The organism is Aeromicrobium flavum, from assembly GCF_007992115.1.
GTDB classification, from domain to species: domain Bacteria; phylum Actinomycetota; class Actinomycetes; order Propionibacteriales; family Nocardioidaceae; genus Aeromicrobium; species Aeromicrobium flavum.
The window spans coordinates 265,029-288,645 of sequence record NZ_BJZQ01000002.1 but is presented as its reverse complement, the minus strand read 5'-3'; the positions used below and the strand labels follow the sequence as shown (position 1 = coordinate 288,645).

At 71.2% G+C, this 23,617-nt stretch carries 25 protein-coding genes; 13 read left to right on the top strand and 12 right to left on the bottom strand.

Annotated elements, in window-relative coordinates; genetic code table 11:
• Window positions 1-60 precede the first annotated feature (60 nt).
• The 7 genes from pstB to AFL01nite_RS04435 form a co-directional block, all read right to left on the bottom strand.
• Window positions 61-840 carry a phosphate ABC transporter ATP-binding protein PstB gene (gene pstB, locus AFL01nite_RS04465; protein ID WP_146825956.1) on the bottom strand — a complete coding sequence of 260 codons (780 nt, stop codon included), beginning with the start codon at window positions 838-840 and terminating at the stop codon, window positions 61-63.
• 20 nt (window positions 841-860) lie between these two features.
• Window positions 861-1,928, bottom strand: coding sequence for a phosphate ABC transporter permease PstA (pstA, locus tag AFL01nite_RS04460; RefSeq protein WP_146825955.1), 1,068 nt, complete (start codon window positions 1,926-1,928; stop codon window positions 861-863).
• Window positions 1,928-2,872: a phosphate ABC transporter permease subunit PstC gene (gene pstC / locus AFL01nite_RS04455; RefSeq protein ID WP_246119578.1), complete on the bottom strand. Its 945-nt coding sequence runs from the start codon at window positions 2,870-2,872 to the stop codon at window positions 1,928-1,930. The genes pstA and pstC overlap by 1 nt, the downstream gene beginning before the upstream one ends.
• A gap of 80 nt (window positions 2,873-2,952) precedes the next feature.
• Window positions 2,953-4,044 carry a phosphate ABC transporter substrate-binding protein PstS gene (gene pstS, locus AFL01nite_RS04450; protein WP_246119577.1) on the bottom strand — a complete coding sequence of 364 codons (1,092 nt, stop codon included), beginning with the start codon at window positions 4,042-4,044 and terminating at the stop codon, window positions 2,953-2,955.
• A 159-nt stretch (window positions 4,045-4,203) separates the two neighbouring features.
• A complete protein-coding gene (locus tag AFL01nite_RS04445) occupies window positions 4,204-5,076 on the bottom strand; it encodes an NUDIX hydrolase (RefSeq protein ID WP_146825953.1) in 873 nt (290 codons plus the stop codon).
• 12 nt (window positions 5,077-5,088) lie between these two features.
• A complete protein-coding gene (locus tag AFL01nite_RS04440) occupies window positions 5,089-7,221 on the bottom strand; it encodes an RNA degradosome polyphosphate kinase (RefSeq protein WP_146825952.1) in 2,133 nt (710 codons plus the stop codon).
• Window positions 7,222-7,260: 39 nt separating this feature from the next.
• Window positions 7,261-7,449: a hypothetical protein gene (locus AFL01nite_RS04435; protein ID WP_146825951.1), complete on the bottom strand. Its 189-nt coding sequence runs from the start codon at window positions 7,447-7,449 to the stop codon at window positions 7,261-7,263.
• Between the two features lie 131 nt (window positions 7,450-7,580).
• Here AFL01nite_RS04435 and AFL01nite_RS04430 point away from each other — a divergent pair, with 131 nt between their 5' ends.
• On the top strand, window positions 7,581-8,612 hold the full coding sequence (locus tag AFL01nite_RS04430; protein ID WP_146825950.1) for an alpha/beta hydrolase: 1,032 nt from the start codon (window positions 7,581-7,583) through the stop codon (window positions 8,610-8,612).
• Window position 8,613: 1 nt separating this feature from the next.
• Here AFL01nite_RS04430 and mshD read toward each other — a convergent pair whose 3' ends face one another.
• Together mshD and AFL01nite_RS04420 are read right to left on the bottom strand one after the other, a co-directional pair.
• Window positions 8,614-9,405, bottom strand: coding sequence for a mycothiol synthase (gene mshD, locus AFL01nite_RS04425; RefSeq protein WP_146825949.1), 792 nt, complete (start codon window positions 9,403-9,405; stop codon window positions 8,614-8,616).
• The gene (locus AFL01nite_RS04420; protein ID WP_246119576.1) at window positions 9,402-10,829 is read right to left on the bottom strand and encodes a carboxyl transferase domain-containing protein; all 1,428 of its coding nucleotides are present in this window, start codon (window positions 10,827-10,829) and stop codon (window positions 9,402-9,404) included. Before AFL01nite_RS04420 ends, mshD begins: the two co-directional genes overlap by 4 nt.
• Window positions 10,830-10,902: 73 nt before the next feature.
• On the opposite strand from AFL01nite_RS04420, the gene AFL01nite_RS04415 reads away from it, so the two are divergent.
• Complete coding sequence (locus AFL01nite_RS04415; protein WP_246119575.1) at window positions 10,903-11,955, top strand: mannose-1-phosphate guanylyltransferase; 1,053 nt, start codon at window positions 10,903-10,905, stop codon at window positions 11,953-11,955.
• Between the two features lie 6 nt (window positions 11,956-11,961).
• Here AFL01nite_RS04415 and manA read toward each other — a convergent pair whose 3' ends face one another.
• Window positions 11,962-13,173, bottom strand: a complete 1,212-nt coding sequence (gene manA / locus AFL01nite_RS04410; RefSeq protein ID WP_146825946.1) for a mannose-6-phosphate isomerase, class I — start codon at window positions 13,171-13,173, stop codon at window positions 11,962-11,964.
• Window positions 13,174-13,196: 23 nt separating this feature from the next.
• On the opposite strand from manA, the gene AFL01nite_RS04405 reads away from it, so the two are divergent.
• On the top strand, window positions 13,197-13,955 hold the full coding sequence (locus AFL01nite_RS04405) for an HAD-IIB family hydrolase (RefSeq protein ID WP_146825945.1): 759 nt from the start codon (window positions 13,197-13,199) through the stop codon (window positions 13,953-13,955).
• A 108-nt stretch (window positions 13,956-14,063) separates the two neighbouring features.
• Here the strand turns inward: AFL01nite_RS04405 and AFL01nite_RS04400 are convergent, their stop codons facing one another.
• A complete protein-coding gene (locus AFL01nite_RS04400) occupies window positions 14,064-14,819 on the bottom strand; it encodes a winged helix-turn-helix transcriptional regulator (protein WP_146825944.1) in 756 nt (251 codons plus the stop codon).
• 168 nt (window positions 14,820-14,987) lie between these two features.
• Between AFL01nite_RS04400 and AFL01nite_RS04395 the strand changes: the two genes are divergently transcribed.
• The 4 genes from AFL01nite_RS04395 to AFL01nite_RS04380 all read left to right on the top strand — a co-directional run bounded on the left by AFL01nite_RS04395 (window position 14,988) and on the right by AFL01nite_RS04380 (window position 17,261).
• Entirely contained in the window at window positions 14,988-15,413 is a 426-nt protein-coding gene (locus tag AFL01nite_RS04395) for a thioredoxin family protein (protein WP_146825943.1), read from the top strand.
• A gap of 209 nt (window positions 15,414-15,622) precedes the next feature.
• Window positions 15,623-16,063, top strand: coding sequence for a DUF4395 domain-containing protein (locus AFL01nite_RS04390; RefSeq protein WP_146825942.1), 441 nt, complete (start codon window positions 15,623-15,625; stop codon window positions 16,061-16,063).
• Between the two features lie 51 nt (window positions 16,064-16,114).
• Complete coding sequence (locus tag AFL01nite_RS04385; protein ID WP_146825941.1) at window positions 16,115-16,963, top strand: sulfurtransferase; 849 nt, start codon at window positions 16,115-16,117, stop codon at window positions 16,961-16,963.
• A gap of 1 nt (window position 16,964) precedes the next feature.
• Window positions 16,965-17,261, top strand: coding sequence for a DUF1416 domain-containing protein (locus tag AFL01nite_RS04380; protein ID WP_146825940.1), 297 nt, complete (start codon window positions 16,965-16,967; stop codon window positions 17,259-17,261).
• A gap of 137 nt (window positions 17,262-17,398) precedes the next feature.
• Here the strand turns inward: AFL01nite_RS04380 and AFL01nite_RS04375 are convergent, their stop codons facing one another.
• Window positions 17,399-17,866, bottom strand: a complete 468-nt coding sequence (locus AFL01nite_RS04375) for an adenylyltransferase/cytidyltransferase family protein (RefSeq protein ID WP_146825939.1) — start codon at window positions 17,864-17,866, stop codon at window positions 17,399-17,401.
• Between the two features lie 233 nt (window positions 17,867-18,099).
• Here AFL01nite_RS04375 and AFL01nite_RS04370 point away from each other — a divergent pair, with 233 nt between their 5' ends.
• The 6 genes from AFL01nite_RS04370 to AFL01nite_RS04345 all read left to right on the top strand — a co-directional run bounded on the left by AFL01nite_RS04370 (window position 18,100) and on the right by AFL01nite_RS04345 (window position 23,613).
• Entirely contained in the window at window positions 18,100-18,633 is a 534-nt protein-coding gene (locus AFL01nite_RS04370; RefSeq protein WP_222593387.1) for a TasA family protein, read from the top strand.
• Window positions 18,634-18,754: 121 nt separating this feature from the next.
• The gene (locus AFL01nite_RS04365) at window positions 18,755-19,339 is read left to right on the top strand and encodes a signal peptidase I (protein ID WP_146825937.1); all 585 of its coding nucleotides are present in this window, start codon (window positions 18,755-18,757) and stop codon (window positions 19,337-19,339) included.
• Window positions 19,340-19,429: 90 nt separating this feature from the next.
• Entirely contained in the window at window positions 19,430-21,280 is a 1,851-nt protein-coding gene (locus tag AFL01nite_RS04360) for an Ig-like domain-containing protein (protein WP_146825936.1), read from the top strand.
• Window positions 21,280-21,672 (top strand): hypothetical protein, encoded by a 393-nt coding sequence (locus AFL01nite_RS04355; protein ID WP_146825935.1) that lies wholly within the window; start codon window positions 21,280-21,282, stop codon window positions 21,670-21,672. The genes AFL01nite_RS04360 and AFL01nite_RS04355 overlap by 1 nt, the downstream gene beginning before the upstream one ends.
• 2 nt (window positions 21,673-21,674) lie before the next feature.
• Complete coding sequence (locus AFL01nite_RS04350; protein WP_146825934.1) at window positions 21,675-22,376, top strand: response regulator transcription factor; 702 nt, start codon at window positions 21,675-21,677, stop codon at window positions 22,374-22,376.
• A complete protein-coding gene (locus tag AFL01nite_RS04345) occupies window positions 22,369-23,613 on the top strand; it encodes an ATP-binding protein (protein ID WP_146825933.1) in 1,245 nt (414 codons plus the stop codon). The genes AFL01nite_RS04350 and AFL01nite_RS04345 overlap by 8 nt, the downstream gene beginning before the upstream one ends.
• Window positions 23,614-23,617: the final 4 nt, after the last annotated feature.

Here is a 23,617-nt window from a genome sequence, read left to right as displayed (position 1 = left end):
TCACCGCCCCCCGGGGTGCGTGGGACCAGGCTCACCGCCCCTGCGGGACCGACGTGCGGCTCACCCGAAGCGGCCCTGGATGTAGGCCTCGGTGGCCGGGTCGTCGGGGTTGGCGAACATCTTCTCGGTGGGGCCGAGCTCGACGAGGCGGCCGGGCTGGCCGACGCCGGCGAGGTTGAAGAACGCCGTCTGGTCGGAGACCCGCGCCGCCTGCTGCATGTTGTGGGTGACGATGACGATCGTGTAGTCGTTCTTGAGCTCGTGGATGAGGTCCTCGATGACGCTCGTCGAGATCGGGTCGAGCGCCGAGCACGGCTCGTCCATCAGCAGCACCTCCGGCTCGACGGCGATGGCCCGGGCGATGCAGAGTCGCTGCTGCTGGCCGCCGGAGAGGCTGGAGCCGGGACGGTCGAGGCGCTCCTTGACCTCGGCCCACAGGCCGGCGCGACGCAGCGACTGCTCGACCACGTCGTCGGCCTCGGACTTCTTCATCCGCTTGCTGTTGAGCCGCTGGCCCGCCAGCACGTTCTCGGCGATCGACATCGTCGGGAACGGGTTGGGCCGCTGGAACACCATGCCGATCTTGCGGCGGACGTTCACCGGGTCCATCTCCTGGGCGTAGAGGTCCTCGCCGTCCACGAGCACCTTGCCGTCGACGTACGCGCCGCGGATCACCTCGTGCATGCGGTTGAGCGAGCGCAGGAAGGTCGACTTGCCGCAGCCCGACGGGCCGATGAAGGCCGTGACGGCGCGCGCGGGGATGGTGATGTTGACGTCCTGCACGGCGAGGAAGTCGCCGTAGTAGATGTTCAGGTCCGTGACGTCGATGCTCTTGGCCATGGGTGGGTCCTTCCGGGGGGTCAGCGCTCGCCCTGCGGCGAGAAGAAGTGGGAGACGAGGCGGGCGACGAGGTTGAGCGCCATGACGATCAGCAGCAGGACGAGCGCCGCGCCCCAGGCGCGCTCGATGCTGGGCTCGGCGGGGACGCCGGGGTTCATCAGGGCGGAGTACGTGAAGACCGGCAGCGTCTGCATGCGGCCGTCGAAGAGGTTGAAGTTCACCGAGTCGGTCATGCCGGCGATGATCAGCAGTGGCGCGGTCTCGCCGATCACGCGGGCGATCGCCAGCGTGATGCCGGTGACGATGCCGGCCAGCGCGGTCGGCAGGACGACCTTGGCGATGGTGCGCCACTTCGGCACGCCGAGGGCGTAGGAGGCCTCGCGCAGCTCGTTCGGGACGAGCTTCAGCATCTCCTCGCACGACCGCACGACCACCGGGATCATCAGCACGGACAGGGCCACGGAGCCGCCGACGCCCATGCGCACGCCCTCGCCGAAGAAGAGGACGAACAGGGCGTACGCGAACAGGCCGGCCACGATCGACGGGATGCCGGTCATGACGTCGACGAGGAAGCGGATGGACGAGGCCAGCCGGCTGTCGTCGCCGTACTCGATCAGGTAGATCGCCGTGAACAGCCCGATCGGGACCGAGATCACCGAGGCGGCCGCCGTGATCAGCAGCGTGCCGATGATGCCGTGGTAGATGCCGCCGCCCTCGCCGACCACGTTGCGCATGGAGTAGCTGAAGAACTCGGCCGACAGCGCGCTGCTGCCCTTGCCGACGACCGCGACGAGGATGCTGACCAGCGGGATCAGGGCGAGCACGAACGCGCTGGCGACCAGGTGCGTGACGACGCGGTCGGTGGCCTTGCGGCGGCCCTCGACGACGAACGACCACGCGGGCACGAGGGCGGCGACGAACCAGGCCAGGACCAGGCCGCGGGCGAGCCCGACGGGGGTGAGCAGTCCGACGACGGCCGTGGCGGCGGCGAGGGACCAGACCGTGGTCGGGCCCCACGTCGGCAGCCGGCGGCCGCGCAGGTCCGCGCCGAGTTCGGAGGGAGCGGGTCGGGTCAGGGTCGTGGTCATCAGTTGGCTCCGGAGAATTCCTTGCGGCGGTCCACGATGGCCCGGGCCGCGAAGTTGACCGCGAACGTGATCACGAACAGCACCAGGCCGGTCGCGATCAGGCCGTTGACGGTGAGGCCGCTGGCCTCCTTGAAGCTGTGGGCGATGTTCGCCGCGATCGTCGAGGGGTTCGTCGAGCTGATCAGGTTGAGGCTGATCACGCCGGACGCCGACAGCACCATCGCGACCGCCATCGTCTCGCCGAGGGCGCGCCCGAGCGCGAGCATCGCCGCGGAGACGATGCCGGAGCGGGCGTAGGGGAAGACGGCCATCCTGGTCATCTCCCAGCGGGTGGCACCCAGCGCCAGCGCCGCCTCCTCGTGCAGGCGCGGGGTCTGCAGGAAGATCTCGCGGCAGATCGCGGTCATGATCGGCAGGATCATGATCGCGAGCACGAGGGCAGCGGTCAGGATCGTGCGGCCCGTGGCCGACGCGGGCCCGGCGAACAGCGGGATGAAGCCTAGGTGCTCCTCGAGCCAGAGGTAGACCGGCTGGATCGCCGCCGCCAGCGTGACCATGCCCCACGCGCCGTAGACGACGCTGGGCACCGCGGCGAGCAGGTCGATGACGTAGCCGATCGGCTGGGCGAGGCGGCGCGGGGCGTAGTGGCTGATGAACAGCGCGACGCCGATCGCGACGGGTGCGGCCAGGACCAGCGCCAGCGCGGCCGCCCACAGCGTGCCGAACACCAGCGGTCCGACGTAGCGCAGGAAGGTCGTGTCGTACTTGACCTCCTCCGGCGAGGCGGTGATGCCGGGAATGCCCTGGACGGTGAGGAAGATCGCGACGCCGGCGAGGGTCGCGAGGATGAGCAGCGCGGCGCCCAGGGAGAGGCCGCCGAAGACCCGGTCGCCGGGTCGCTGCGGTGGCGCGGTGCGCCGGGTCTGCTCGGTCGTGCTGCTCACGCGGAGCCCTTCTTCTCGGATGCGGCGGGTGCCCATGACACCGGCCGAGGGGTGGTGGCCCCTCGGCCGGATCGAAGGCGTCAGCCGATCGTGTCGATGGCGGTCTGCACCTTGGCGGAGAAGCTCTCCGACAGCGGTGCCGAGCCGGCCGCCTCCTCGCTGGCCTTCTGGCCGTCGGCGCCGGCGACGTAGGTCAGCCAGGACTTCACGAGCTCGGCCTCCTCGGCGTCCTCGTACTTCTGGCAGGCGATCTGGTACGAGACCAGGACGACGGGGTAGACCCCGGCCGCGTCGGTCTTGCGATCGATCTTCAGCGCGATGTCGGTCGCGGCGCGGCCGGCCTCGGCCTCGGCGGTGTCGAGCACCTTGGCCGCCGCCTCCTCGGTCGGGGCGACGAACTCCTCGCCGACCTTCACCTTGACCTGGCCGAGGTCGCCGGCCTGGCTGGCGTCGGCGTAGCCGATCGTGCCCTGTCCGCCCTTGACCGCGGAGACGAGGCCCGAGGTGCCGTCAGCGGCCTCGCCGCCCTTGACCGGCCACGTCTCGACGACGCCACCGCTCCACGTGCCGCCGGACGCGGCGGTCAGGTAGTCGGTGAAGTTCTTCGTGGTGCCCGAGTCGTCGGCGCGGTGCACCGGCGTGATCTTCGTGTCGGGCAGGTCGGCGTCGGGGTTGAGGTCGGCGATGGCCTGGTCGTCCCACGTCGTGACCTTGCCCTCGAAGATCGCGCCGATGGTGGCCGCGTCGAGCTGGAGGTCCTCGACGCCGTCGAGGTTGTAGATGACCGCGATGGGGCTGACGTACACCGGGACCGAGACGACGTCGGAGCCGCAGCGCTCCTTGGCCGCGGTGAGCTCCTCCTCCTCGAGGTAGGCGTCCGAGCCCGCGAACGAGAGGCCGCCGGCGATGAACTGCTCACGACCGCCGCCGGATCCGACCGGGTCGTAGTTGACCGTGACGTCCGGGTTCGCCGTCTGGAAGCCTTGCTTCCACGCGCCGACCGCGGACTCCTGCGAGCTGGCGCCTCCACCGTTGAGCGTCCCGCTGAGCGAGCTGTCGGACGCGTCGTCCGCCTCGGCGGACTCGTTGCCGGCGCCGCAGGCGGCCAGGCCGAACAGCAGCGCGGAGCTCGCCGCGGTGGCGGCCAGGGTGCGCATGGACTTGCGGTTCACGTGTGTTCCCTCTCTTGAAGCGTGGCGACGCGGGCGGAGCGCCTCGGTCACCCTCAAGGTAGGAATCGCAGGTGTATCCCAACTGCGGCGTGGGTGAACGCAGGGTGAACCCTGCGGGAAGGGTCGGTGGGTGGGTGGTGGGAGACCCTTCAGGGTGGGTCAGATCAGCTCGGAGGCCAGGACCTTGCCCTTGCGGTGGTGCACGACCAGGGCGCTGCCGGGGCTCAGGACCGGACCGCTGATCCCGAGGGCGGCATAGAGGTCGGGCAGCGCCGGTCGGTGGGTGCACGCCACGGTGGGTCGCTTGGTGCCCAGCAGTCCGGCGACGGCGCGATCGACCTTCGCGGCCGAGGCGCCCTCGACGAGGCGGTCGTCGAGCTCGAGCACCTCGTCGGTGGCGGCGACGTAGGGGTCGACGGTCTGCACCGTGCGCGTGGCCGGGCTGCTGACGATCCGGCGGGCGCCGAACGCGCTCAGCAGGGGCACCAGCTCCTTGGCGCGGTCGTGGCCGGCCGCGGAGAGCGGACGCTCGCGGTCGCCGCCGCGGAACTCCGAGCGGGGCACGGCCTTCGCGTGCCGCAGCACGATGAGCGTGCGGGCCTTGTGCGACTTGCGCGCGACGAGGTCCTCGAACGCCTCCAGCAGTCGGCGGTCGTGGCTGTAGGTGAGCCGCTTCCGGGCGGCGCGAGGGGAGAACCAGCGCACCTCGTCGACCTCGCGGTTGGGGTGGAAGTCGCTCTCGTCGTCGAGCGGCCGGCAGACCCAGTACGCGACCTGCTTCAGCCCGCCGCGGACGCGGTACGTCACCTCGGGCAGCGGATGCACCAGGCGCACGCGGTACCCGGTCTCCTCGGCGATCTCGCGCACCGCCGTGACCGGCAGCGGCTCATCGGGATCGGACTTGCCCTTGGGGAAGGTCCAGTCGTCGTAGCCGGGCCGGTGCACCAGCAGTACCTCGATGCCCCCGGAGCCGCTCGGGCCCGCCTTGCGCCAGACGATGCCACCCGCAGCCGTGATGATCCTGCTCGCCATGGGTCGAGGCCCTCACGCCCGCGAGCGCCGCGACCGCGCACGCTCGATGAGGATCTCCTGGGCGTCGGCGCCGTCGACGCGCGTCCACGCCCCGTCGGGGCCGAGGTGCCACGACAGGGTGTCGTCGGACGCCATCATCGCGAGCAGGTCGGTGACCTGCTGGACGTGCTCCGGCGACGGCAGCTTGACCAGCACCTCGACCCGGCGGTCGAGGTTGCGGTGCATCAGGTCCGACGAGCCGATCCAGACCTCGCGGTCGTCGCCGGCGCCGAACGCGAAGACCCGGCTGTGCTCGAGGAAGCGGCCCAGGACGCTGCGCACGCGGATCCGCTCGGACAGCCCGGGCACCCCGGGGCGCAGCGCGCAGATGCCGCGGATGACGAGCTCGACGTCGACCCCCGCCCGCGAGGCCTCGTAGAGCTTGTCGATGATCGCCTCGTCCACGAGCGAGTTGAGCTTGAACGCGATGTGCGCCGGCTTGCCCTCGCGGTGCCGGGCGATCTCGCGGTCGATGCGCTCGACCAGCCCGGTGCGCAGGACCCGCGGGGCGACCAGCAGGGAGTCGTAGTCGCTCGTCATCGCGAACCCCGAGAGGCTGTTGAACAGCTCGGTCAGGTCGTGGGTGATCTCGCGGTTGGACGTCAGCAGGCCCAGGTCCTCGTAGTACCGCGCGGTCTTGGGGTTGTAGTTGCCGGTGCCGATGTGGGCGTAGCGGCGCAGCCCGTCGGGCTCGTCGCGGATCACCAGCGCCAGCTTGCAGTGCGTCTTGAGGCCCACGAGGCCGTAGACGACGTGGCAGCCGGCACGCTCCAGCTTGCGGGCCCAGCGGATGTTGGCCTGCTCGTCGAAGCGGGCCTTGATCTCGACCAGCACCAGCACCTGCTTGCCGGCCCGGGCGGCGTCGACGAGCGAGTCGATGATGGGGGAGTCGCCCGAGGTCCGGTACAGGGTCTGCTTGATCGCCAGGACGTGCGGATCGGCGGCGGCCTGCTCGATGAACCGCTGGACGCTGGTGGCGAACGAGTCGTAGGGGTGGTGCACGAGGACGTCGCGCTTGCGCAGGGCACTGAACATGTCGGCCGGGCTGGCCGTCTCGACCTCGGCGAGGTGCTCGTGCGTGCCCGGCACGAACGGCGGGAACTTGAGGTCGGGCCGGTCGATGTCGGCGATCTCGTTGAGGCTGCGCAGGTCCAGCGGTCCGCGCAGCCGGAAGACCTCCTCGTCGGAGATGCCCAGCTCGCCGACCAGCAGCTCCAGCACGGCGTCGGACATCTCCTCCTCGACCTCGAGCCGCACCGGCGGGCCGAACCGGCGTCGCAGCAGCTCCTTCTCAAGGGCCTTGAGCAGGTTCTCGGCGTCGTCCTCCTCCACCTCGAGGTCCTCGTTGCGGGTGACGCGGAACGTGTGGTGGTCGACGATCTCCATGCCGGGGAAGAGGCTGTCGAGGTTGGCGGCGATGACGTCCTCGAGCGCCACGAAGCGGCCGTCGGCCGCCTTGATCCAGCGCTGGATGACCGGCGGCACCTTGACCCGGGCGAAGTGCTCCTTGCCGGTGCGCGGGTTGCGCATGACCAGGGCGATGTTGAGGGACAGGCCCGAGATGTACGGGAACGGGTGCGCGGGATCGACGGCCAGTGGCGTCAGCACCGGGAACACGCGGTGGTGGTAGAACTCCGTGATCCGGTCGCGCTCCTCGCCGGACAGCTCCGACCAGCGCAGCAGGCAGATCTTCTCCTCGGCCAGCGCGGGCATGATCGCCTCGTGCAGCAGGTTGGACTGGCGCTCGGTGAGGACCCGGCTGGCCTGCAGGCTCGAGGTGAGCACGTCGCGCGGGTTCAAGCCGCTGGCGGCCGGCACGGCGACGCCGGCGGCGATGCGGCGCTTGAGGCCGGCGATCCGGACCATGAAGAACTCGTCGAGGTTGCTGCCGAAGATGGCCAGGAACCGCGCCCGCTCCAGCAGCGGCAGCGTCTCGATCTCGGCCAGCTCCAGGACGCGCGCGTTGAACGCGATCCACGAGAGCTCGCGATCGAGGAAGCGGTCGGCGGGCAGGGTCCCGTCCGTCGCGTCGTACGGCGGGTCGACGTCGAACTCGTCGGGGGACGAGGCGAGCGGTTCGGGGACCGTCAGGTCCGTGGTCTCCATGAACTCACGATGCCACGGACAGGTGAAGAGTGCGTGAACTCAGCCGATCGCCCGGGCGACGACATAGCCGCCACCGAGGATCGCGGCCCACAGCGGGACGGACAGGATCAGCAGCCACGACATCGAGTGTCGGAAGCCGGGGCGCGCCACGGGAGTCTCTCCCAGGGGGGCGGCCAGGCCGGGCTGGGGCTCGGTCGGGTCGAACTTGATAGCTTTCGCGTGGCTCATCGGTGTTCCTCTCGTTCACGTACGAGACGTGGCGATGTGCCTCCCATGATGCGACATGGCGATGAATCCCGCTAGCGAAAGAGTGTTTCTGCCGTGACCCATGTGACGAGCGATGCTGCTACCTTCGCGCCATGAGTGTCTCCGCCCGGGTCCGACGTGCCGCCGTGGCTGCGGTCGGAGCGGCGCCGCCGCCGGTCAAGCGACTCGTCTTCGGCGCCCCCGTCCGGCACCAGGAGCTGACGCTGCACCCCGACATGCAGGCCCTCCTGGCGTTGATGCGCCTCGAGAACCCCGACCCGGCGTCCACCCCGATCAGCCGCCAACGGCGCGATCTCACGCGCGCCGACCGTCTGGTCGGCGGCGACCAGCCGATCGGCGCGGTCACCGAGCGCCAGATCGCCGGCGTCGGCGGTCCGATCCGCCTGCGGTTCTACACTCCGCGCGACCTGCGCGGACCGTCGCCGGCGCTGATCTGGTTCCACGGGGGTGGGTTCACGCTGGGCGACCTCGAGAGCCACGACTCCCTGTGCCGCTTCCTGGCCGAGCACGCGATGGTGCGCGTCGTGGCCGTCGACTACCGGCTCGCCCCCGAGCACCCCTTCCCGGCGGCGGTCGAGGACTGCGTCGAGGCGTGGAGCTGGGTGTACCGGAACGCCGCGGGCCTCGCGATCGACCCGGGTCGGATCGCGGTGGGCGGCGACAGCGCCGGGGGCAACCTCGCCACGGTCGTGGCCCAGGAGATGGTGCGCACCGGCGGCCCGGTGCCGAGGTTCCAGCTGCTGGTCTACCCGGTCATCGACTTCACGACGGTCACGCAGAGCCGCCGCGAGCTCTCGGAGGGGTTCTTCCTCACCGAGAGCCTGATGGACGAGTTCACCGACGCCTACCTCGTCCGCGGGGAGGACCGCTCCGACCCGCGGATCTCCCCGATCAGGGGCGACCTCCACGACCTCCCACCTGCTCACGTCGTCACGGCCGGCTTCGACCCGTTGCGCGACGAGGGCGAGGCCTACGCGCAGGCGCTCCGCGAGGCAGGGGTGCGGGTCACCGCGGTGCGCGAGGACCGGCTGATCCACGGCTTCGCGAACATGGTCGGCTACGGCACGGCTGCCCCGGCCGCGGTGCGCCGACTGGCCTCCGAGCTGCAGCGCGGGCTGGTCTGACTCAGTCCGCGGCGTAGAGGACGTCGCGAGCCTTCTCGGCGAACCCGAGCCCGCGGTACACCGCGAGCGCAGGATCGTTGTCACCCTCGACGTAGAGGTCGATCTCGGAGACGCCGCGGTCCCAGAGGTGACGCAGGCCGACGGCGGTGAGGGCCTTGCCCAAGCCGCCGCCGTGCGCCGCGGGGTCGACCCCGACGACGTAGACCTCGCCCACCCCGTCCTCGACCTTGGTCCAGTGGAATCCGACGACGTCGCCGTCGCGCTCGGCGACGAAGAGCCCGGCCGGGTCGAACCAGTCCTGTGACCGCCGCCGGTCGAAGTCGGCGCGGTCCATCGCCCCCTGCTCCGGGTGCGAGGCGAAGGCACGGGCGTTCACGGCCACGACGGCGTCCGCGTCGTCCTCGTGGAAGGAGCGCAGCACCGCACCGTCCGGCGTCGGGACCTCGGGGACGGACCGGTCGGTGGTGGCCAGCACGAGCAGGGTGCGAGCGGGGTGCAGCCCGGCCGCCGCCGCGAGGGCCCGGGCCCCCGGCAGGTCGCCGTGCGCCCAGAACCGCGTCTCGCCGCGGCTGACGAGGTCGTCCACGAGCGCGCGACCGCGCCCCTGGCGCCGGTACCGCGGGTGGACGACGAACTCGACCGGGGCGTCGCCGACGGCGACCGCTCCGACGACCTCGTCGTACCGCTCGAGGCGCAGCGGGTCACCGTCACGCACGGCCAGGGTGGTGGCCTCGTTGAACGGGGCGACCCCGTCGGCCTCCAGGGCGGCCTCGGCCAGGTCGAACAGGCTCATGCCTCACCTCGCAGCTCACGCAGGTGGTGGCCCACCTCGGCGGCGATGGCCCGGGCGAACGACTCGGGATCGTCGTCGTCCGGCTCGGCCACGAGGTGGTGCACCGCACCGGACTCGTACAGGTCGAAGGCGCTGATCCGCTGCTCGGCGGCCAGCTGGGCGGCGTGGTCGACGTCGCCGAAGACGATGGCGCTGGCACCCTCGGGCGGCAGGGGCGAGAGCCAGGAGTTCTCGGCCGCGATGGTGCGCGCCGCGGGCAGCAGGGCGAGCGCGCCGCCCCCGCAGCCCTGGCCCAGCAGCACCGACACCGAGGGCACGCGCATCGTCGACATCGTGCTGATGCAGCGGGCGATCTCGCCGGCGATCGCGCCCTGCTCGGCCTCGGGCGAGAGCTCGGCGCCGGGGGTGTCGATGAACGAGACCAGGGGCAGGCCCAGCTCGTTGGCGAGCTTCATGCCGCGGCGGGCCTCGCGCAGCGCGGCCGGGCCCATCGGCTTGATCCGGCTCTGGGTCGTGCGGTCCTGGCCGATGACGACGCAGGGCTCGCCGTCGATCCGCGCCAGCGCGACGATCATCGCGGCGTCGCGCTCGCCGCGCTCGGTGCCCTGGAGGCGGATGATCACGTCGGAGCCCCATCGCAGCACCTCACGGACGCCGGGGCGGTCGGGGGTGCGGGTGAGCAGCACCGAGTCCCACGTGTCGTGGCGGCGATCGGTGGCCGCCGGGCGCCGCGAGCGGGTGGACGCGGCGGGCGGGTCGATGAGGATCGACAGGGCCGTGTCGACCATCGACGGCAGCTCCTCAGGCATCACGACGGCGTCGATGATGCCCCGGTTGGCCAGGTTGTCGGAGGTCTGGATGCCGGGCGGGAACGGCGTGCCGTTGAGCAGCTCGTAGACCTTGGGCCCGAGGAAGCCGATCAGGGCGCCGGGCTCGGCGATCGTGACGTGGCCCAGCGACCCCCACGACGCGAACACGCCGCCGGTGGTGGGGTGCCTCAGGTAGACCAGGTACGGCAGGCCGGCGGCCTTGTGGTCCATCAGGGCCCGCGAGATGTCGACCATGCGGACGAACGCGGGCGTGCCCTCCTGCATGCGGGTGCCGCCGGAGGCGGTGGTGGCCAGCACCGGGATGCCCTCGGCGGTGGCGCGGCGGACGGCGTTCACGATCCGCTCGGCGGCCACCTGCCCGATCGACCCGGCCAGGAAGCGGAACTCGTTCACGAGCACGGCGACCGGGCGGCCGCGCATGAGCGCCCGGCCGGTGATGACCGACTCGTCGGTGCCGGCCCGCTCGGCCGCCGCCTGGAGGTCGGTGCGGTAGGGCTCGGGGTGGACGTCGTGGTCGACGGGCTCGTCCCACGACTCCCACGATCCGGGGTCGAGGACGAGGTCGATCAGCTCACGTGCGGTCAGGCGGGACACGGCACCCAGTATGGCGGTGAACGGCGACGGCGACCGATTCCGCCGCCTGCGCCGGACCACTACAGTGACCGCCGTGTCCTCCTTCCACGTGATCATCCCGGCCGGCGGTGCCGGAACCCGCCTCTGGCCGCTGTCGCGGCGCGCGCGGCCGAAGTTCCTGCTCGACCTCGAGGGGACCGGCCGCACGCTGATCCAGCAGACGTGGGACCGCATGCTCCCGCTGACCGGCGCCGAGCGCATCCACGTGGTGTCCGGGGCGGCCCACGGTAGCGCCATCGCCGAACAGCTGCCCGAGCTGGTCAACCTGCTGCTCGAGCCCTCCCCGCGCGACTCGATGCCCGCCATCGGGCTGGCCGCGGCGATCATCGAGCGCTCCGACCCCGACGCCGTGGTGGGGTCGTTCGCTGCCGACCACCGCATCCCCGATCCCGAGCGGTTCGTCGAGGCCGTGCGCGAGGCGATCGTCGTCGCCGAGGACGGGTACATCGTGACGATCGGCATCGAGCCGACCGAGCCGTCCACGGCCTTCGGCTACATCGCCTCCGGCGCGCCGCTCGACGGCTTCGCCTCGGCCCGGGCGGTGCGCAGCTTCGTCGAGAAGCCCGACGCGGACACCGCCCGCGGCTACCTCGCCTCGGACGACCACGTCTGGAACGCGGGCATGTTCGTCGCGCGTGCCTCGGTCCTGCTCGACTCCCTCGCCCGCTTCCAGCCCGAGCTCGCCGCCGGGCTGCGCGAGATCGCCGCGACGTGGGGCACTCCGGCCTTCGTGGCCGAGCTGGGTCGCACCTGGCCGACCCTCACCAAGATCGCGATCGACCACGCGGTGGCCGAGCCGGTCGCCGCCGAGGGCGGGATGGCGGTCGTGCCGGCCACGTTCGGCTGGGACGACCTGGGCGACTTCGCCTCGATCGCGCCGCTGGGGTCCTCGCCCGACGTGCTGTGGGTGGACGCCGACGGCGTCGCTCGCGGCGGCGAGGGCGTGCAGGTCGCGGTGCTGGGCCTGCGCAACGTCGCCGTCGTCCAGACCGACGACGCGATCCTCGTGCTCGACCTGGCGCAGTCGCAGCGCGTCAAGGACGTCGTCGCCCGGCTCAAGGACGCCGGACGCGACGACCTGCTCTGACGCGGGTCAGGGGATGGCGCGGACCGGCCGGTGGCCGACGAGGTCCTTGAGCTCGGAGTCCGGCGTGTTGGGCCCGGGCAGGTAGATCTGCGCGACCTCGCCCGTGCCCACGGCCGTCAGCTCGCCGTCCGCGGCATCGGTGTAGATCGTCTCGCCGCGGCTCAGGGTGATCTTCTCGCCGCTGGCGTTGAGCACCTGCACGCCACCGCCGATGCACATCACGATCGAGTGCTCGGCCGCGATGAGGGCCACCCCGTCGGGGTCGGCGGGCGAGACCTGCGTGACGGCGAGCGCGAACTCCTCGACCGCCGGGTGGTAGACCTCGGTCGAGAACGACGGGTACCCCGGCTCGACCCGCGCGACGCGGGACATGCCCGCCTCGAGACAGCGGATCAGGCCCTCGGGATCGAGCGCCTTGCGGGTGAGTCCGGCGCGCAGCACGTTGTCGGAGTTGGCCATCGCCTCGAGGCACAGGCCCGAGAGGTGGGCGTGGATGACGCCGGTGCCCAGGAACATCGCCTCGCCCGGCTGGAGGGTGAAGCGGTTCAGCAGCAGGGACACCACGATGCCGACATCGTCGGGATGGTGGCGGGCGATCATCGCGGCGGTGCTGTACGCGCGCTTGATGTCGACGCCGTCGTGCACGAGGGCCTTGCACTGGATGACCAGCTGGGCGATCTCGGCCGCCGGGGGCGGGGCGATGAGCAGGTTCTCGAGCACGCGCACGATCCCCTTGAAGCCGGTCTTGGCGCGCAGGGTGGCCGAGGCGGCGTTGATCGTGGGGGAGTCCAGCTGCGAGAACACGCGCAGGATCTCGGCGGTTGGCCGGAAGCCGACGAGCGTGTCGAACGTGCTCAGCGCGTAGACCATCTCGGGCTTGTGGTTGCGGTCCTTGAACACCCGGGTGGGCGCGTCGAGGGGCACGCCGGCGGCCTCCTCGCGGTCGAAGCCCTCGCGGGCCTCGGCGGCGCTGGGGTGCACCTGGATCGACAGCGGCTGCTCCGCCGCGAGGATCTTGAGCATGAAGGGGATCTCGCCGGCCACGTCCGAGAGCGGGCGCAGTCCCTCGGACGTCTCGACCTGCGAGGGCGCGAGCGGGTGGGTGCCGAGCCACATCTCCGCGACCGGCTCGCCCGAGCCCGTGCGTCCCAGGAATCGCGGGATGTCGCTGGTCGAGCCCCAGTCGTATGCCTGGGTCATGTTGTGGAGACGACGCATGGAGCAACAGTAGACTCCCTCGGGTGCCCGGACCCCAGCTTGTCGCCTTCGATCTCGATGACACCCTCGCGCCGTCCAAGTGCGCGATTCCCGAACCGATCGGCGACCTGCTCGTGCGGCTCGCGGAGCGCGTCGAGGTGGCGATCATCTCGGGCGGCCAGCTGGAGCAGTTCCGCAAGCAGGTCGTCGAGCAGCTGCCCGCGGCGCCGGACGAGGTCCTCGAGCGCATCCACCTGCTGCCCACGTGCGGCACGCAGTACTACCGGCTGCGCGGCGGCGAGATCGTCACGGTCTACGCTCACGCGCTGACGCAGGACGAGCGCGACCGCGCCCTGGCGGCGGTGGAGTCCGAGGCCAAGCGGCTCGGACTGTGGGAGGCGGAGCCGTGGGGCGACATCCTCGAGGACCGCGGCTCGCAGATCACCTTCTCGGCTCTCGGCCAGCAGGCGCCGATCGACGCGAAGATGGCCTGGGACCCGGACAGCTCGAAGAAGAGCACCCTGCGCGACGCGGTCGCCGCGCAGCTGCCCGACCTGGAGGTGCGGTCCGGCGGCTCGACCTCGGTCGACATCACCCACCGCGGCATCGACAAGGCCTACGGGATGAAGCAGCTGGCCGACGCCACCGGGATCAGCCTCGACGACATGCTGTTCGTCGGCGACCGGCTCGACCCGGACGGCAACGACTACCCGGTGCTGGCCCTGGGCGTCGACTGCCACGCGGTCGAGGGCTGGGAGGACACCGTGGCGTACCTCGAGCGGCTCGTCCCGACCCTGGGCTGACCCTCCCGCGTTCGCGGGACGAGATCTGTGGCGCTGTCCACCTGTGATGGGCCGAAACCACGCGATCTCGGTGGATACGGCGACACATCGCGTCCGCCGGAGGCGGAGTCAGGCGCGGCCGGAGACCTGCTGGCGCGCCTCGTCCTGGCGTTCGGCAGCGCGGTCGGCGGCGCGCTCGGCGGGCTCGCGACGCGACACGAAGCGGTAGCCCACGTTGCGCACGGTGCCGATGAGCGTCTCGTTCTCGGGACCGAGCTTGGCGCGCAGGCGCCGGACGTGGACGTCGACGGTGCGGGTGCCGCCGAAGTAGTCGTAGCCCCACACCTCCTGCAGCAGCTGCTGGCGGGTGAAGACGCGGCCCGGGTGCTGGGCGAGGAACTTGAGGAGCTCGAACTCCTTGAACGTCAGGTCCAGGACGCGGCCGTCGAGCTTGGCCGTGTAGGTGACGTCGTCGACCACGAGGCCGCTGGCGCTGATGATGTGGCTGTCGTCGTCGGTCTTGTCGCCGTCGGCGGCGGCGCGGCCGATGCCCAGGCGCAGGCGCGCCTCGAGCTCGGCGGGGCCGGCGGTGGTGAGGATGACGTCGTCCATGCCCCAGTCGGCGGCGGCGACGGTGAGTCCGCCCTCGGTGAGGATCAGGATGAGCGGGCACTCGATGCCGGTCGTGCGGATCACGCGGGTCAGGCTGCGCACCTGCGCGAGGTCGTGCCGCCCGTCGACCAGGACCGCGTCGCACGGCGGCGCATCGATGAGGGCGCTCGCCTCCGCGGGCAGGATCTTGACGTGGTGGGGGAGCAGCGCGAGCGACGGCAGCACCTCGACCGAGGACTGGTTGCTCTTCGTCAGCAGCAGCAGGTGGGACACGTGACCGGCCTCCTATACACGTCGAGGCTCCGACGGACCTGGCGGTTCATCGAAGCCTCATTGCTGCGTCGACCATACTTCATGTCACGTGGCTGTGACGAGCATGGCCGAGAATGCGAACCACGTCACACCGCTGTCACACGGTGGCGGACGCGAGGAGGAGAGTCGATGACCGGGGTCCAGGTACTGGTGGTGGCGCTGGTCGTCGCGGCTTTCTCGGCGGCGGCGATGCGCTGGAAGAACGGCCGGTTCACCGCCCGGGCCCCCGAGTCGGACGACTCCGAGCGGCTGGAGCCCGGCGACATCGGGGCGCCGCTCGGGGAGCGGGCCACCCTCGTCCAGTTCTCCAGCGCCTTCTGCGCCCCGTGCCGGGCGACGCGTCAGGTGCTGGGGCAGGTCGTGTCGCTGGTGCCGGGGGTCGCGGCCGTCGAGATCGACGCCGAGGCCGAGCTCGAGCTGGTGCGACGGATGAACGTGCTGCGCACGCCCACGGTGCTGGTGCTCGACGCGCAGGGGCGGGTCGTCGGGCGCGCGTCCGGCGCGCCGACGCGGGACCAGGTGCTGGTGGCGCTGGACGTCGCGCTCTCCGCCTGACTGTCTCGGAGTTCGGACATTGGTCTCGCATTGCGAGACGATCGTCCGGTGTGTCGGGCCTGGGCCCCTAGTCTGGCGGCATGTTCACGACACACCTCACCCGACGCCGCGCAGTGGACAACTGCCGCACGCGTTCGGCGCTGTGTCGTCTGCGCTGACAGTCCCGCCTGCTTCGCACGTCAGCCCTCACTCCTGTTCGGAGAGCCTTCATGTCCCACGACACGACCGTCGTCGATCCGCGCGCGCTGCGCTTCGGCGCCGCGGCGACCACCGCCGTCCTGGCGCTGGTCCTCGTCACGCCGTCCCCGGTGCGCGAGGTCCTGCTCGCCGGGCAGGCCGTGATCTTCGCCCTCGGTGTGTTCGTCTCGCTGGCGGCCTCCCCGTGGTCGTGGCTGTTCCGCACCGCCGTCCGGCCGCGGATCGGCGCCCCTGACCGCACCGAGGACGCCCGGCCGCCGCGCTTCGCCCAGGCGGTCGGCCTCACCTTCGCCCTGGTCGGGCTGGCCGCACTGCTGGCCGGCTCCACCACCGCCGGGCTCGTCGCCGTGGGCTTCGCCCTCGTCGCCGCGCTGCTCAACGCCACCACGGGCTTCTGCCTCGGCTGCGAGCTCTACCTGACCACCCGCCGCCTCGCCAGAACCCTGGCCTGAGCGCCTGAGCCAACTGCCGCAACCACCACTTCGCAGAGGAAAAGGAACACCATGAGCCGCGAGACCGCACTCGTCACCGCCGACTGGGTCGAGGACCACCTGAACGACGCGAACGTCGTCCTCATCGAGGTCGACGAGGACGTCGAGGCCTACGACAAGGGCCACATCCCCGGCGCCGTCAAGCTGGACTGGAAGAAGGACCTGCAGGACGGCGTGCGCCACGACTTCATCAGCAAGGAGCGCCTCGAGCAGCTGCTGAGCGAGAAGGGCGTGTCGAACGACGACACCGTCGTCTTCTACGGCGGCAACAACAACTGGTTCGCGGCCTACGCCTACTGGTACCTCAAGTACTACGGCCACACCGACCTGCGCCTGCTCGACGGCGGCCGCAAGAAGTGGGAGCTCGACAGCCGTGAGCTGACCGACGAGGTCGTCACCCGCGAGGCCACCACCTACACGGCGCAGCAGCCGAACGAGGACATCCGCGCCTACCGCGACGAGGTCGTCTCGGCGATCGGCACGCAGAACCTCATCGACGTGCGCAGCCCCGACGAGTTCGCGGGCCGGCTCCTCGCCCCGGCGCACCTGCCGCAGGAGGCCGCGCAGATCGGTGGCCACATCCCCACCGCCGGCAACGTGCCGTGGAGCAAGGCCGCCAACGACGACGGCACGTTCAAGAAGGACGAGGACCTCAAGGACCTCTACGCGAACGCCGGCCTCGACGAGGGCAAGGACACGATCGCCTACTGCCGCATCGGTGAGCGCAGCTCGCACACCTGGTTCGTGCTGAGCGAGATCCTCGGCTACCAGAACGTCAAGAACTACGACGGCTCCTGGAGCGAGTACGGCTCGCTGCGCGGCGTGCCGGTCGCGGTCGGCGACGAGCCCGGGGAGGCCTGACATGTGCGGAGCCATCCAGGGGGGACCGAGCCTCGAGGGCGTCGACGTGACGAACCAGGCCGTGATCCAGGGCGTCGTCCTGCGTGGCGAGCAGCCCGTCGGCAATGCCTACGTGCGCCTGCTCGACCGCAACGGTGAGTTCACGGCCGAGGTGCCCACCTCGGCCACCGGGCAGTTCCGGTTCTTCGCCGCGCCGGGCACGTGGACGCTGCGCACGCTCGCGCCGCGCGCCGAGGTGGTCGACTCCCAGGTCGTCGCCGCCACGGGATCGGTCGCGGACGTCGCCGTCGCCATCTGAACCAGACGCACACACGAGGGGCCGGGGCCACGGGGGTCCCGGCCCTTCGCATGTGCGGGACCGCGGAGGAAGCGCTGAGCGTGACGTTCCCGGGGTCGACACGCCGTGTTCGACCCCGGAAACGTCACTGCCAGCGCTCAGGTCAGGTCGCGGTAGTGGTCGAGGAGGCGGGAGACGACGCGCAGCGCGTCCTGCATCTCCTCGACGTGGTTAGGGTCCAGCACCCGCAGCATCTCCTTCAGGCCGGTGGTGGAGATGCCCTTCGTGCGCGGCAGGTACTCGACGCGGCACAGGTCGGCGAGGTCGTCGAACTTCCCGGCCCAGTCGTCGCCCATGACGAACACGTCGACGCCGTGCTCGACGATGTCGAGCCGCTTCTGCTCCCAGGACTGCTCGGGCAGGACGAGGTCGACGCCCTTGATGGCGCCCACGATGGCGGCGCGGTCGTCGTAGGGGACGACGGTGCTCTTGCCCTTGCCCGCGTTGAACTCGTCGGTCGAGACGCCGACGATCAGTCGGTCGCCCATCGCGCCGAGTCGCTCCAGCAGCCGCAGGTGGCCGATGTGGAACAGGTCGAAGGTGCCGTAGGTCAGGACGGTCGTCACCCGCTCAGGATACGGACCGCCGAGCCCGCGGCCCCCGGTCGCCGCGCCGCACCGACCCCGGGAGAACGTCCGTTCCGCGCCGTTCCGACGTGTGACGAAAGAGGGCTGAAGTGAGGAATGGGTGAGGAGTTCATGTGGAGATCCCGTGGATCTGGCCTCCGTAACGTTCTTCCTGTCAACCCGCACCGACACCGCAGCAGGCGGAGCCGGAACTGAAACCCCAGGAGAAAATCATGCGTACTCGCTCGAAGAAGGCCCTCGCCCCCCTCGCCACGCTGCTCGCCGCCGGCGCCATCGCCGTGGGCTCGGGTGCGACCTTCAGCTCGACGACGGGCAACACGATCAGCGCCGCCACCTCCGGCACGCTGACGCAGGCCAACTCCAAGGACGGCAAGGCCGTCTTCTCCCTCGAGAACCTCAAGCCCGGCGACGTCCTCAACGGCTCGCTGAAGCTGACCAACACGGGCTCGCTGCCGGCGAACTTCTCGCTGACCGAGGTCTCCTCGACCAACGGCTTCGACGGCGAGAACCTCAAGCTCGTCATCAAGAACACGACCAAGAACACGACGGTCTACACGGGCACGTTCGGCGGACTCGCCGACGGCACCAAGAACACGCTGGGCCAGTGGGCCGTCGGCGAGGCCAACGACTACACCTTCACGGTGACGTTGGACCAGGCCGCGCCGAACACCCAGCAGGGCAAGGCCGCGACCGCGGTCTACAGCTGGGACGCCGTGCAGCTCGACGGCACGACCACCAACCAGTAAGACCCACCAGATTCCGGGGAACCCGGGTTGACGGCAGGGCGTCGTACCGGCGCCCTGCCACCCCGCCCCGGCGCTCGACCACCACCGACCTTCAGCACCACCGCGACGCAGGAGCACTGAGATGAAGCACGTCACCCGGACCGCCGGCCGCCTGGGCAGCCTCCTCACGACCCTGCTCCTCGTCGCCATCACCGCCGCCAGCGTCGCGTACATCGCGCCGGGCCTCCTGGGCTACGAGCGCTACGTGATCACGGGCGGCTCGATGTCCGGCACCTTCGAGAAGGGCTCCATCGCCTTCGAGAAGCCCGTGCCCGTCGACGACCTCGCCGTCGGCGACGTCATCACCTACCTGCCGCCGGCCGACAGCGGCGTCACGAACCTCGTCACGCACCGGATCCTCACGATCGAGCCCGGCGAGAACGGCGCCCGCGTCTACACCACCCAGGGAGACGCGAACGCCGACCCGGACCCGTGGGAGTTCAGCCTCGTCTCGGGCACCCAGCCCGTCGTGGAGCAGACCGTCCCGTACGCCGGGTACGTCTTCATGGCGCTGGCCGACCGCGAGACCCGGATCGGCGTCATCGGCGTGCCGGCAGCCCTCATCGCGCTCTTCGCGATGGTCGAGCTCACCCGCGCCCTCTTCGCCAAGCCCGAGGACGACCAGCCCACCGCGGCCGTCCCCGGCCCGGTCGCCACGGCGGTCTGAGGACCCTGGCTCCTGCGGTCCGCGAAGTGTGGATCTCATGTGGAGATCGCGTGGATCAGCCGTGGACCGCTCCTCCGTAGCGTTGATGACATGACCCGGAGTGAGAAGGCAGGTGGACCGATGCGCACGAACCGCGCCCGTCGCCCGCTGGCCGTCCTGGCCGCGCTCGCCGCCGCCACCACCGTGGCGCTGCTGGCCCCCACCTCCTCCTCGGCGACCTTCACCTCCACCTCTGGGAACACCGCGTCGGTCCGCGCCGCCGCCGACTGGACGCCCCCCACGGTCGCCGTCACGTCGCCCGGCGCCGCCGTCCAGGGCGCGGTCACCATCGCCGCCGACGCCACCGACGCCGGGGCCGGCGTCAAGTCCGTCACGATCGAGTACGCCCCCGTCGGCTCCGGCACGTGGACCGCGCTGTGCACCGACACCACGGCCCCGTACAGCTGCCCTTGGAGCACGACCGGCCTGGCCGACGGCCAGTACGACCTGCGCGCCCGCGCGGTCGACCTCGGCGGCTACGAGGCCACCTCCGCCTCGGTCCGCACCGCCGTGGCGAACAAGCTGCTCGTCGTCATGAACGACCCGGGCGACGTCGTCCGCGGCACGGTCCCGCTCTCGGCCTCGGTGTTCGGTGCCGGCACGCTCAGCCACACGGTCCGCCTGCAGTACCGCGTCAACGGCAGCACGAACGCGTGGACGAACGCGTGCTCCGGCCTCGTCTCGCCCTACACCTGCTCCTGGAACACCGGCACGATGGCCGGCGACTACGAGCTCCGCGCCCAGTTGGTGGCGGGCACGTCGGTCTATGGCTCCGAGGTCGTCCCCGACGTCACGGTCGACAACGTCGCCCCGTCGGTGACGATGACCGATCCCGGCTCGCCGCTGAGCGGCACCCGCACCTTCGCCGCCGCGGCGACGGACGCACACTCGGGCGTGGCCACGGTCGCGATCCAGGCGCAGCTCGCCGGCGGCACGTGGAAGACCATCTGCAGCCTCGTCGAGGAGCCGTGGTCCTGCCGCGTCGCCACGACCGACCTGGTGAACGGCACGTACGCCTTCCGTGCGATCGCCACCGACGAGGCCGGCAACACCACCACCTCGACGACGGTCGCGAACCGCGTCGTCGACAACACGATCTCGTCGGTCTCGCTCAACGATCCCGGCGTCCTGCTCCACCGCACCGCCACCCTCACGGCCGAGGCGAGCTCCACCGCAGGTGTCACCTCGGTGCGCATCCAGTCGGCCCCCAGTGGCGGCTCGACGTGGACCGACGTCTGCACCGACACGACGGCCCCCTACTCGTGCGCCTGGGACACCACCCGGGTCGCCAGCGGCGGGTACGACCTGCGCGCGGTGCTGCTCGACGGCAAGGGCGCGACGACGGTGTCGGCGACCGAGAGCACGATCGTCGACAACAGCCCTCTCGCCGGCGCCGACGTTCAGGCGTTCAACGGCTCGGGCAGTGTCGCGGGCCAACTGGGCGCGAACGACACGATCGCCTTCACGTACACGACGCAGATCAACCCCGCCACCGTCCTCAGTGGCTGGAACGGCGCGGCGACGAACGTCCGGGTCCGACTGCGCGACGGCGCGCTGATGTGGCGCCTCGGCTCGGCGGACAGCCTCGAGGTCTACAACGCCGCCGGCTCGGCCGCGCTCGGCCTGGGCGAGGTCAACCTCAAGGGCGACTACGTCAAGTACACGACGGTCTTCTTCGATGCGACCATGACCGCCTCGACCGTCACGGTCAACGGCCTCGAGCGCTCGGTGGTCACCGTCAGGCTCGGCTCCCTCGCGAGCGGCAAGACGACCTCGCTCAAGACCGTCACCACGAGCAAGACCATGACGTGGGCGCCCTCGAACGCGGTCACCGACCTCTTCGGCAACCGCAGTTCGACCACGACGATCACCGAATCCGGCACCGCCGACAGAGATTTCTGATGAGACGCCTCCGCACCCCCGCCTCCCGTGCAGCCGCCCTCGTCTGCCTGACGATCGGCGCCCTGCTCGTGCAGCGCATGATCGCCTCGACGTCCCCGACGTACGCGTTGCTCGAGGGCGTGCTGGCCGTCGTCGCCGTGCTCACCGCCGCCAAGATGTGGTTCCACAACTGCTTCGAGTCGCACCTCGCCGCGCTGCTGCTGGCGCCGGCCACCGCCGGCGGCGCCCTGCTCGCGCTGACCGCCGGCCTGCCGGGCGGTGGCGTGGCGGGCCCGATGGTCGTCCACATCTCGTTCCTGGTGCTCTGCGCCGCGATCCCGGTCCTGCTGTGGGGGGACGCGCGCGTGCGCGCTGAGCACATGCGTCACACGCGTCGCCCCTATGCTCGGTGATCATGACCACCCACGTGCTGGTCGTCGAGGACGACGACAAGATCGCCCCGCCGCTCGTTCGCACGCTCGAGCGTGAGGGCTACGTCGTCGAGTGGGTGTCCGAGGGCCTCGCCGCGGTCGAGCGCATCGCGTCCGGGCCGCTCGATCTCGTGCTCCTCGACCTGGGCCTGCCCGACATCGACGGCCTCGATGTCTGCCGCCGCGCCCGCGAGGGCGGGTACCAGGGCGGCATCATCATCCTTACCGCCCGCGACGGTGAGCTCGACCGCGTGGTCGGGCTGGACGTCGGGGCCGACGACTACCTCGCCAAGCCCTTCGGCCTGGCCGAGCTCCTCGCACGGGCGCGGGCGCTGCTGCGGCGCAGCGCCCCCGTCGAGGCCGCGGCACCCCTGGCCGCCGCCCCCGCCACGTCCGGCCTGCGGGTCGACGTGGCCGCCCGGCGCATCTGGGTGGACGACGCCGAGGTCGCGGTGACGTCCAAGGAGTTCGACGTGCTGGTCCTGCTCGACGAGGTGCGCGGCGCCGTCGTCACCCGCGAGCGGTTGACCAGCGAGGTGTGGGACGAGAACTGGTTCGGCTCGACGAAGATGGTCGACGCCGCCGTGGGCCGCCTGCGCCAGAAGCTGGAGGACGCCGGCGCGCCGGTGCACATCGCCAACGTCCGCGGCGTGGGGTTCCGGCTGGAGGACCAGCCCGGTGCGTGAGCGGCTCGTCGCCACCTTGGTGGGCATGACGATCGCGATGCTCGCGCTCTACGGCATCCCGCGCGCGTACATGCTGGCCGACCTCGTCACGACCTATGAGGAGCGCAAGATCGACCGCGCCGCCGACCAGCTGGCCGCGGTCGTCGTCGAACGGCAGCGCAACGGCGCCCCGGTCGACGAGGCCTTCCTGACCGGGTTCCTCAGCGAGGCCGAGACCCTGACGTACCGCTCGCCCGCCGGCGCCACCGTCGTCGCGGGGCCGACGCCCGACCTCGGTGACGACATCGTCGAGGAGCGCTCGCTCAAGGGAGGCGGAGCACTCACCCTGTCGCGCTCGCGCGAGCTCATCGACCAGCGCATCTCCGACGCCCTGGTCCCGCTCATCCTGATCGGCCTGAGCCTGACGGCGGTCGCCGCCGGGTTCGGCTACGTCCTGGCCCGGCGGCTGTCTCGCCCGTTCGACGAGCTCGCCGAGGCCGCCGACAAGCTCGGCCTCGGACGCTTCGACGTCGACCCGCCGCACTACTCCATTCCCGAGGCCGAGGCGATCGGCGAGGCCCTGCGCGGCAGCTCGGCCCGGCTCGCCGAGCTCGTGCGGCGCGAGCGGGAGTTCGCCGCCAACGCGTCCCACCAGCTGCGCACCCCGATCACCGCGCTGCGCCTGGAGCTCGAGGACCTCTCGCTGTGGCCCCAGACGCCGCCCGAGATCGCCGAGGAGCTGAACCGCTACCTGCCCGAGCTCGACCGGCTGAGCAGCGCCATCGACGAGATGCTCGGGCTCGCGCGCGGGCACCGCCTCGGCGACGCGGTCGAGGTCGACCTCAACGATCTCGTGGCCGACGTCGTCGACCGCTGGCGTCCCACGGTCGAGGCGGCGGGCCACCAGGTGCGGCACGTCGACGCCGGCGCCGTGACCGCGCGCGTGGTGCCCGGTCCGGTCGTGCAGGTCCTGGACGTGCTCATCGAGAACGCGTGCACCCACGGCACCAGCCCGATCAGCGTCCAGGCGCGCGACGCCGGACGGTACGTCACGATCGTGGTGTCCGACGCCGGCCGGCGCGACTTCGGCAACGAGATCTTCCAGCGCGGCACCAGCAGCAAGGCCGGGGACGAGGGCGGCCTGGGACTGACGATCGCCGCCGACCTCACCACCACCCTGGGCGGCTACCTGACACTCACCGACGCCGCGCAGACGACGTTCGAGCTGATGCTTCCCGGCGACGAGAAGCGGGCCTGACGCC

Excerpts from the sequence above, each read along its gene's own strand:
- AFL01nite_RS04390 (WP_146825942.1), top strand. The coding sequence starts at position 15,623 with ATGTCCCACGACACGACCGTCGTCGATCCGCGCGCGCTGCGCTTCGGC.
- AFL01nite_RS04385 (WP_146825941.1), top strand. The coding sequence starts at position 16,115 with ATGAGCCGCGAGACCGCACTCGTCACCGCCGACTGGGTCGAGGACCAC.
- pstB (WP_146825956.1), bottom strand. The coding sequence starts at position 840 with ATGGCCAAGAGCATCGACGTCACGGACCTGAACATCTACTACGGCGAC.
- mshD (WP_146825949.1), bottom strand. The coding sequence starts at position 9,405 with ATGAGCCTGTTCGACCTGGCCGAGGCCGCCCTGGAGGCCGACGGGGTC.
- AFL01nite_RS04440 (WP_146825952.1), bottom strand. The coding sequence starts at position 7,221 with ATGGAGACCACGGACCTGACGGTCCCCGAACCGCTCGCCTCGTCCCCC.
- AFL01nite_RS04365 (WP_146825937.1), top strand. The coding sequence starts at position 18,755 with ATGAAGCACGTCACCCGGACCGCCGGCCGCCTGGGCAGCCTCCTCACG.
- AFL01nite_RS04350 (WP_146825934.1), top strand. The coding sequence starts at position 21,675 with ATGACCACCCACGTGCTGGTCGTCGAGGACGACGACAAGATCGCCCCG.
- AFL01nite_RS04430 (WP_146825950.1), top strand. The coding sequence starts at position 7,581 with ATGAGTGTCTCCGCCCGGGTCCGACGTGCCGCCGTGGCTGCGGTCGGA.
- manA (WP_146825946.1), bottom strand. The coding sequence starts at position 13,173 with ATGCGTCGTCTCCACAACATGACCCAGGCATACGACTGGGGCTCGACC.
- AFL01nite_RS04445 (WP_146825953.1), bottom strand. The coding sequence starts at position 5,076 with ATGGCGAGCAGGATCATCACGGCTGCGGGTGGCATCGTCTGGCGCAAG.
- pstA (WP_146825955.1), bottom strand. The coding sequence starts at position 1,928 with ATGACCACGACCCTGACCCGACCCGCTCCCTCCGAACTCGGCGCGGAC.
- AFL01nite_RS04370 (WP_222593387.1), top strand. The coding sequence starts at position 18,100 with ATGCGTACTCGCTCGAAGAAGGCCCTCGCCCCCCTCGCCACGCTGCTC.
- AFL01nite_RS04380 (WP_146825940.1), top strand. The coding sequence starts at position 16,965 with ATGTGCGGAGCCATCCAGGGGGGACCGAGCCTCGAGGGCGTCGACGTG.
- AFL01nite_RS04395 (WP_146825943.1), top strand. The coding sequence starts at position 14,988 with ATGACCGGGGTCCAGGTACTGGTGGTGGCGCTGGTCGTCGCGGCTTTC.
- AFL01nite_RS04355 (WP_146825935.1), top strand. The coding sequence starts at position 21,280 with ATGAGACGCCTCCGCACCCCCGCCTCCCGTGCAGCCGCCCTCGTCTGC.
- AFL01nite_RS04360 (WP_146825936.1), top strand. The coding sequence starts at position 19,430 with ATGACCCGGAGTGAGAAGGCAGGTGGACCGATGCGCACGAACCGCGCC.
- AFL01nite_RS04435 (WP_146825951.1), bottom strand. The coding sequence starts at position 7,449 with ATGAGCCACGCGAAAGCTATCAAGTTCGACCCGACCGAGCCCCAGCCC.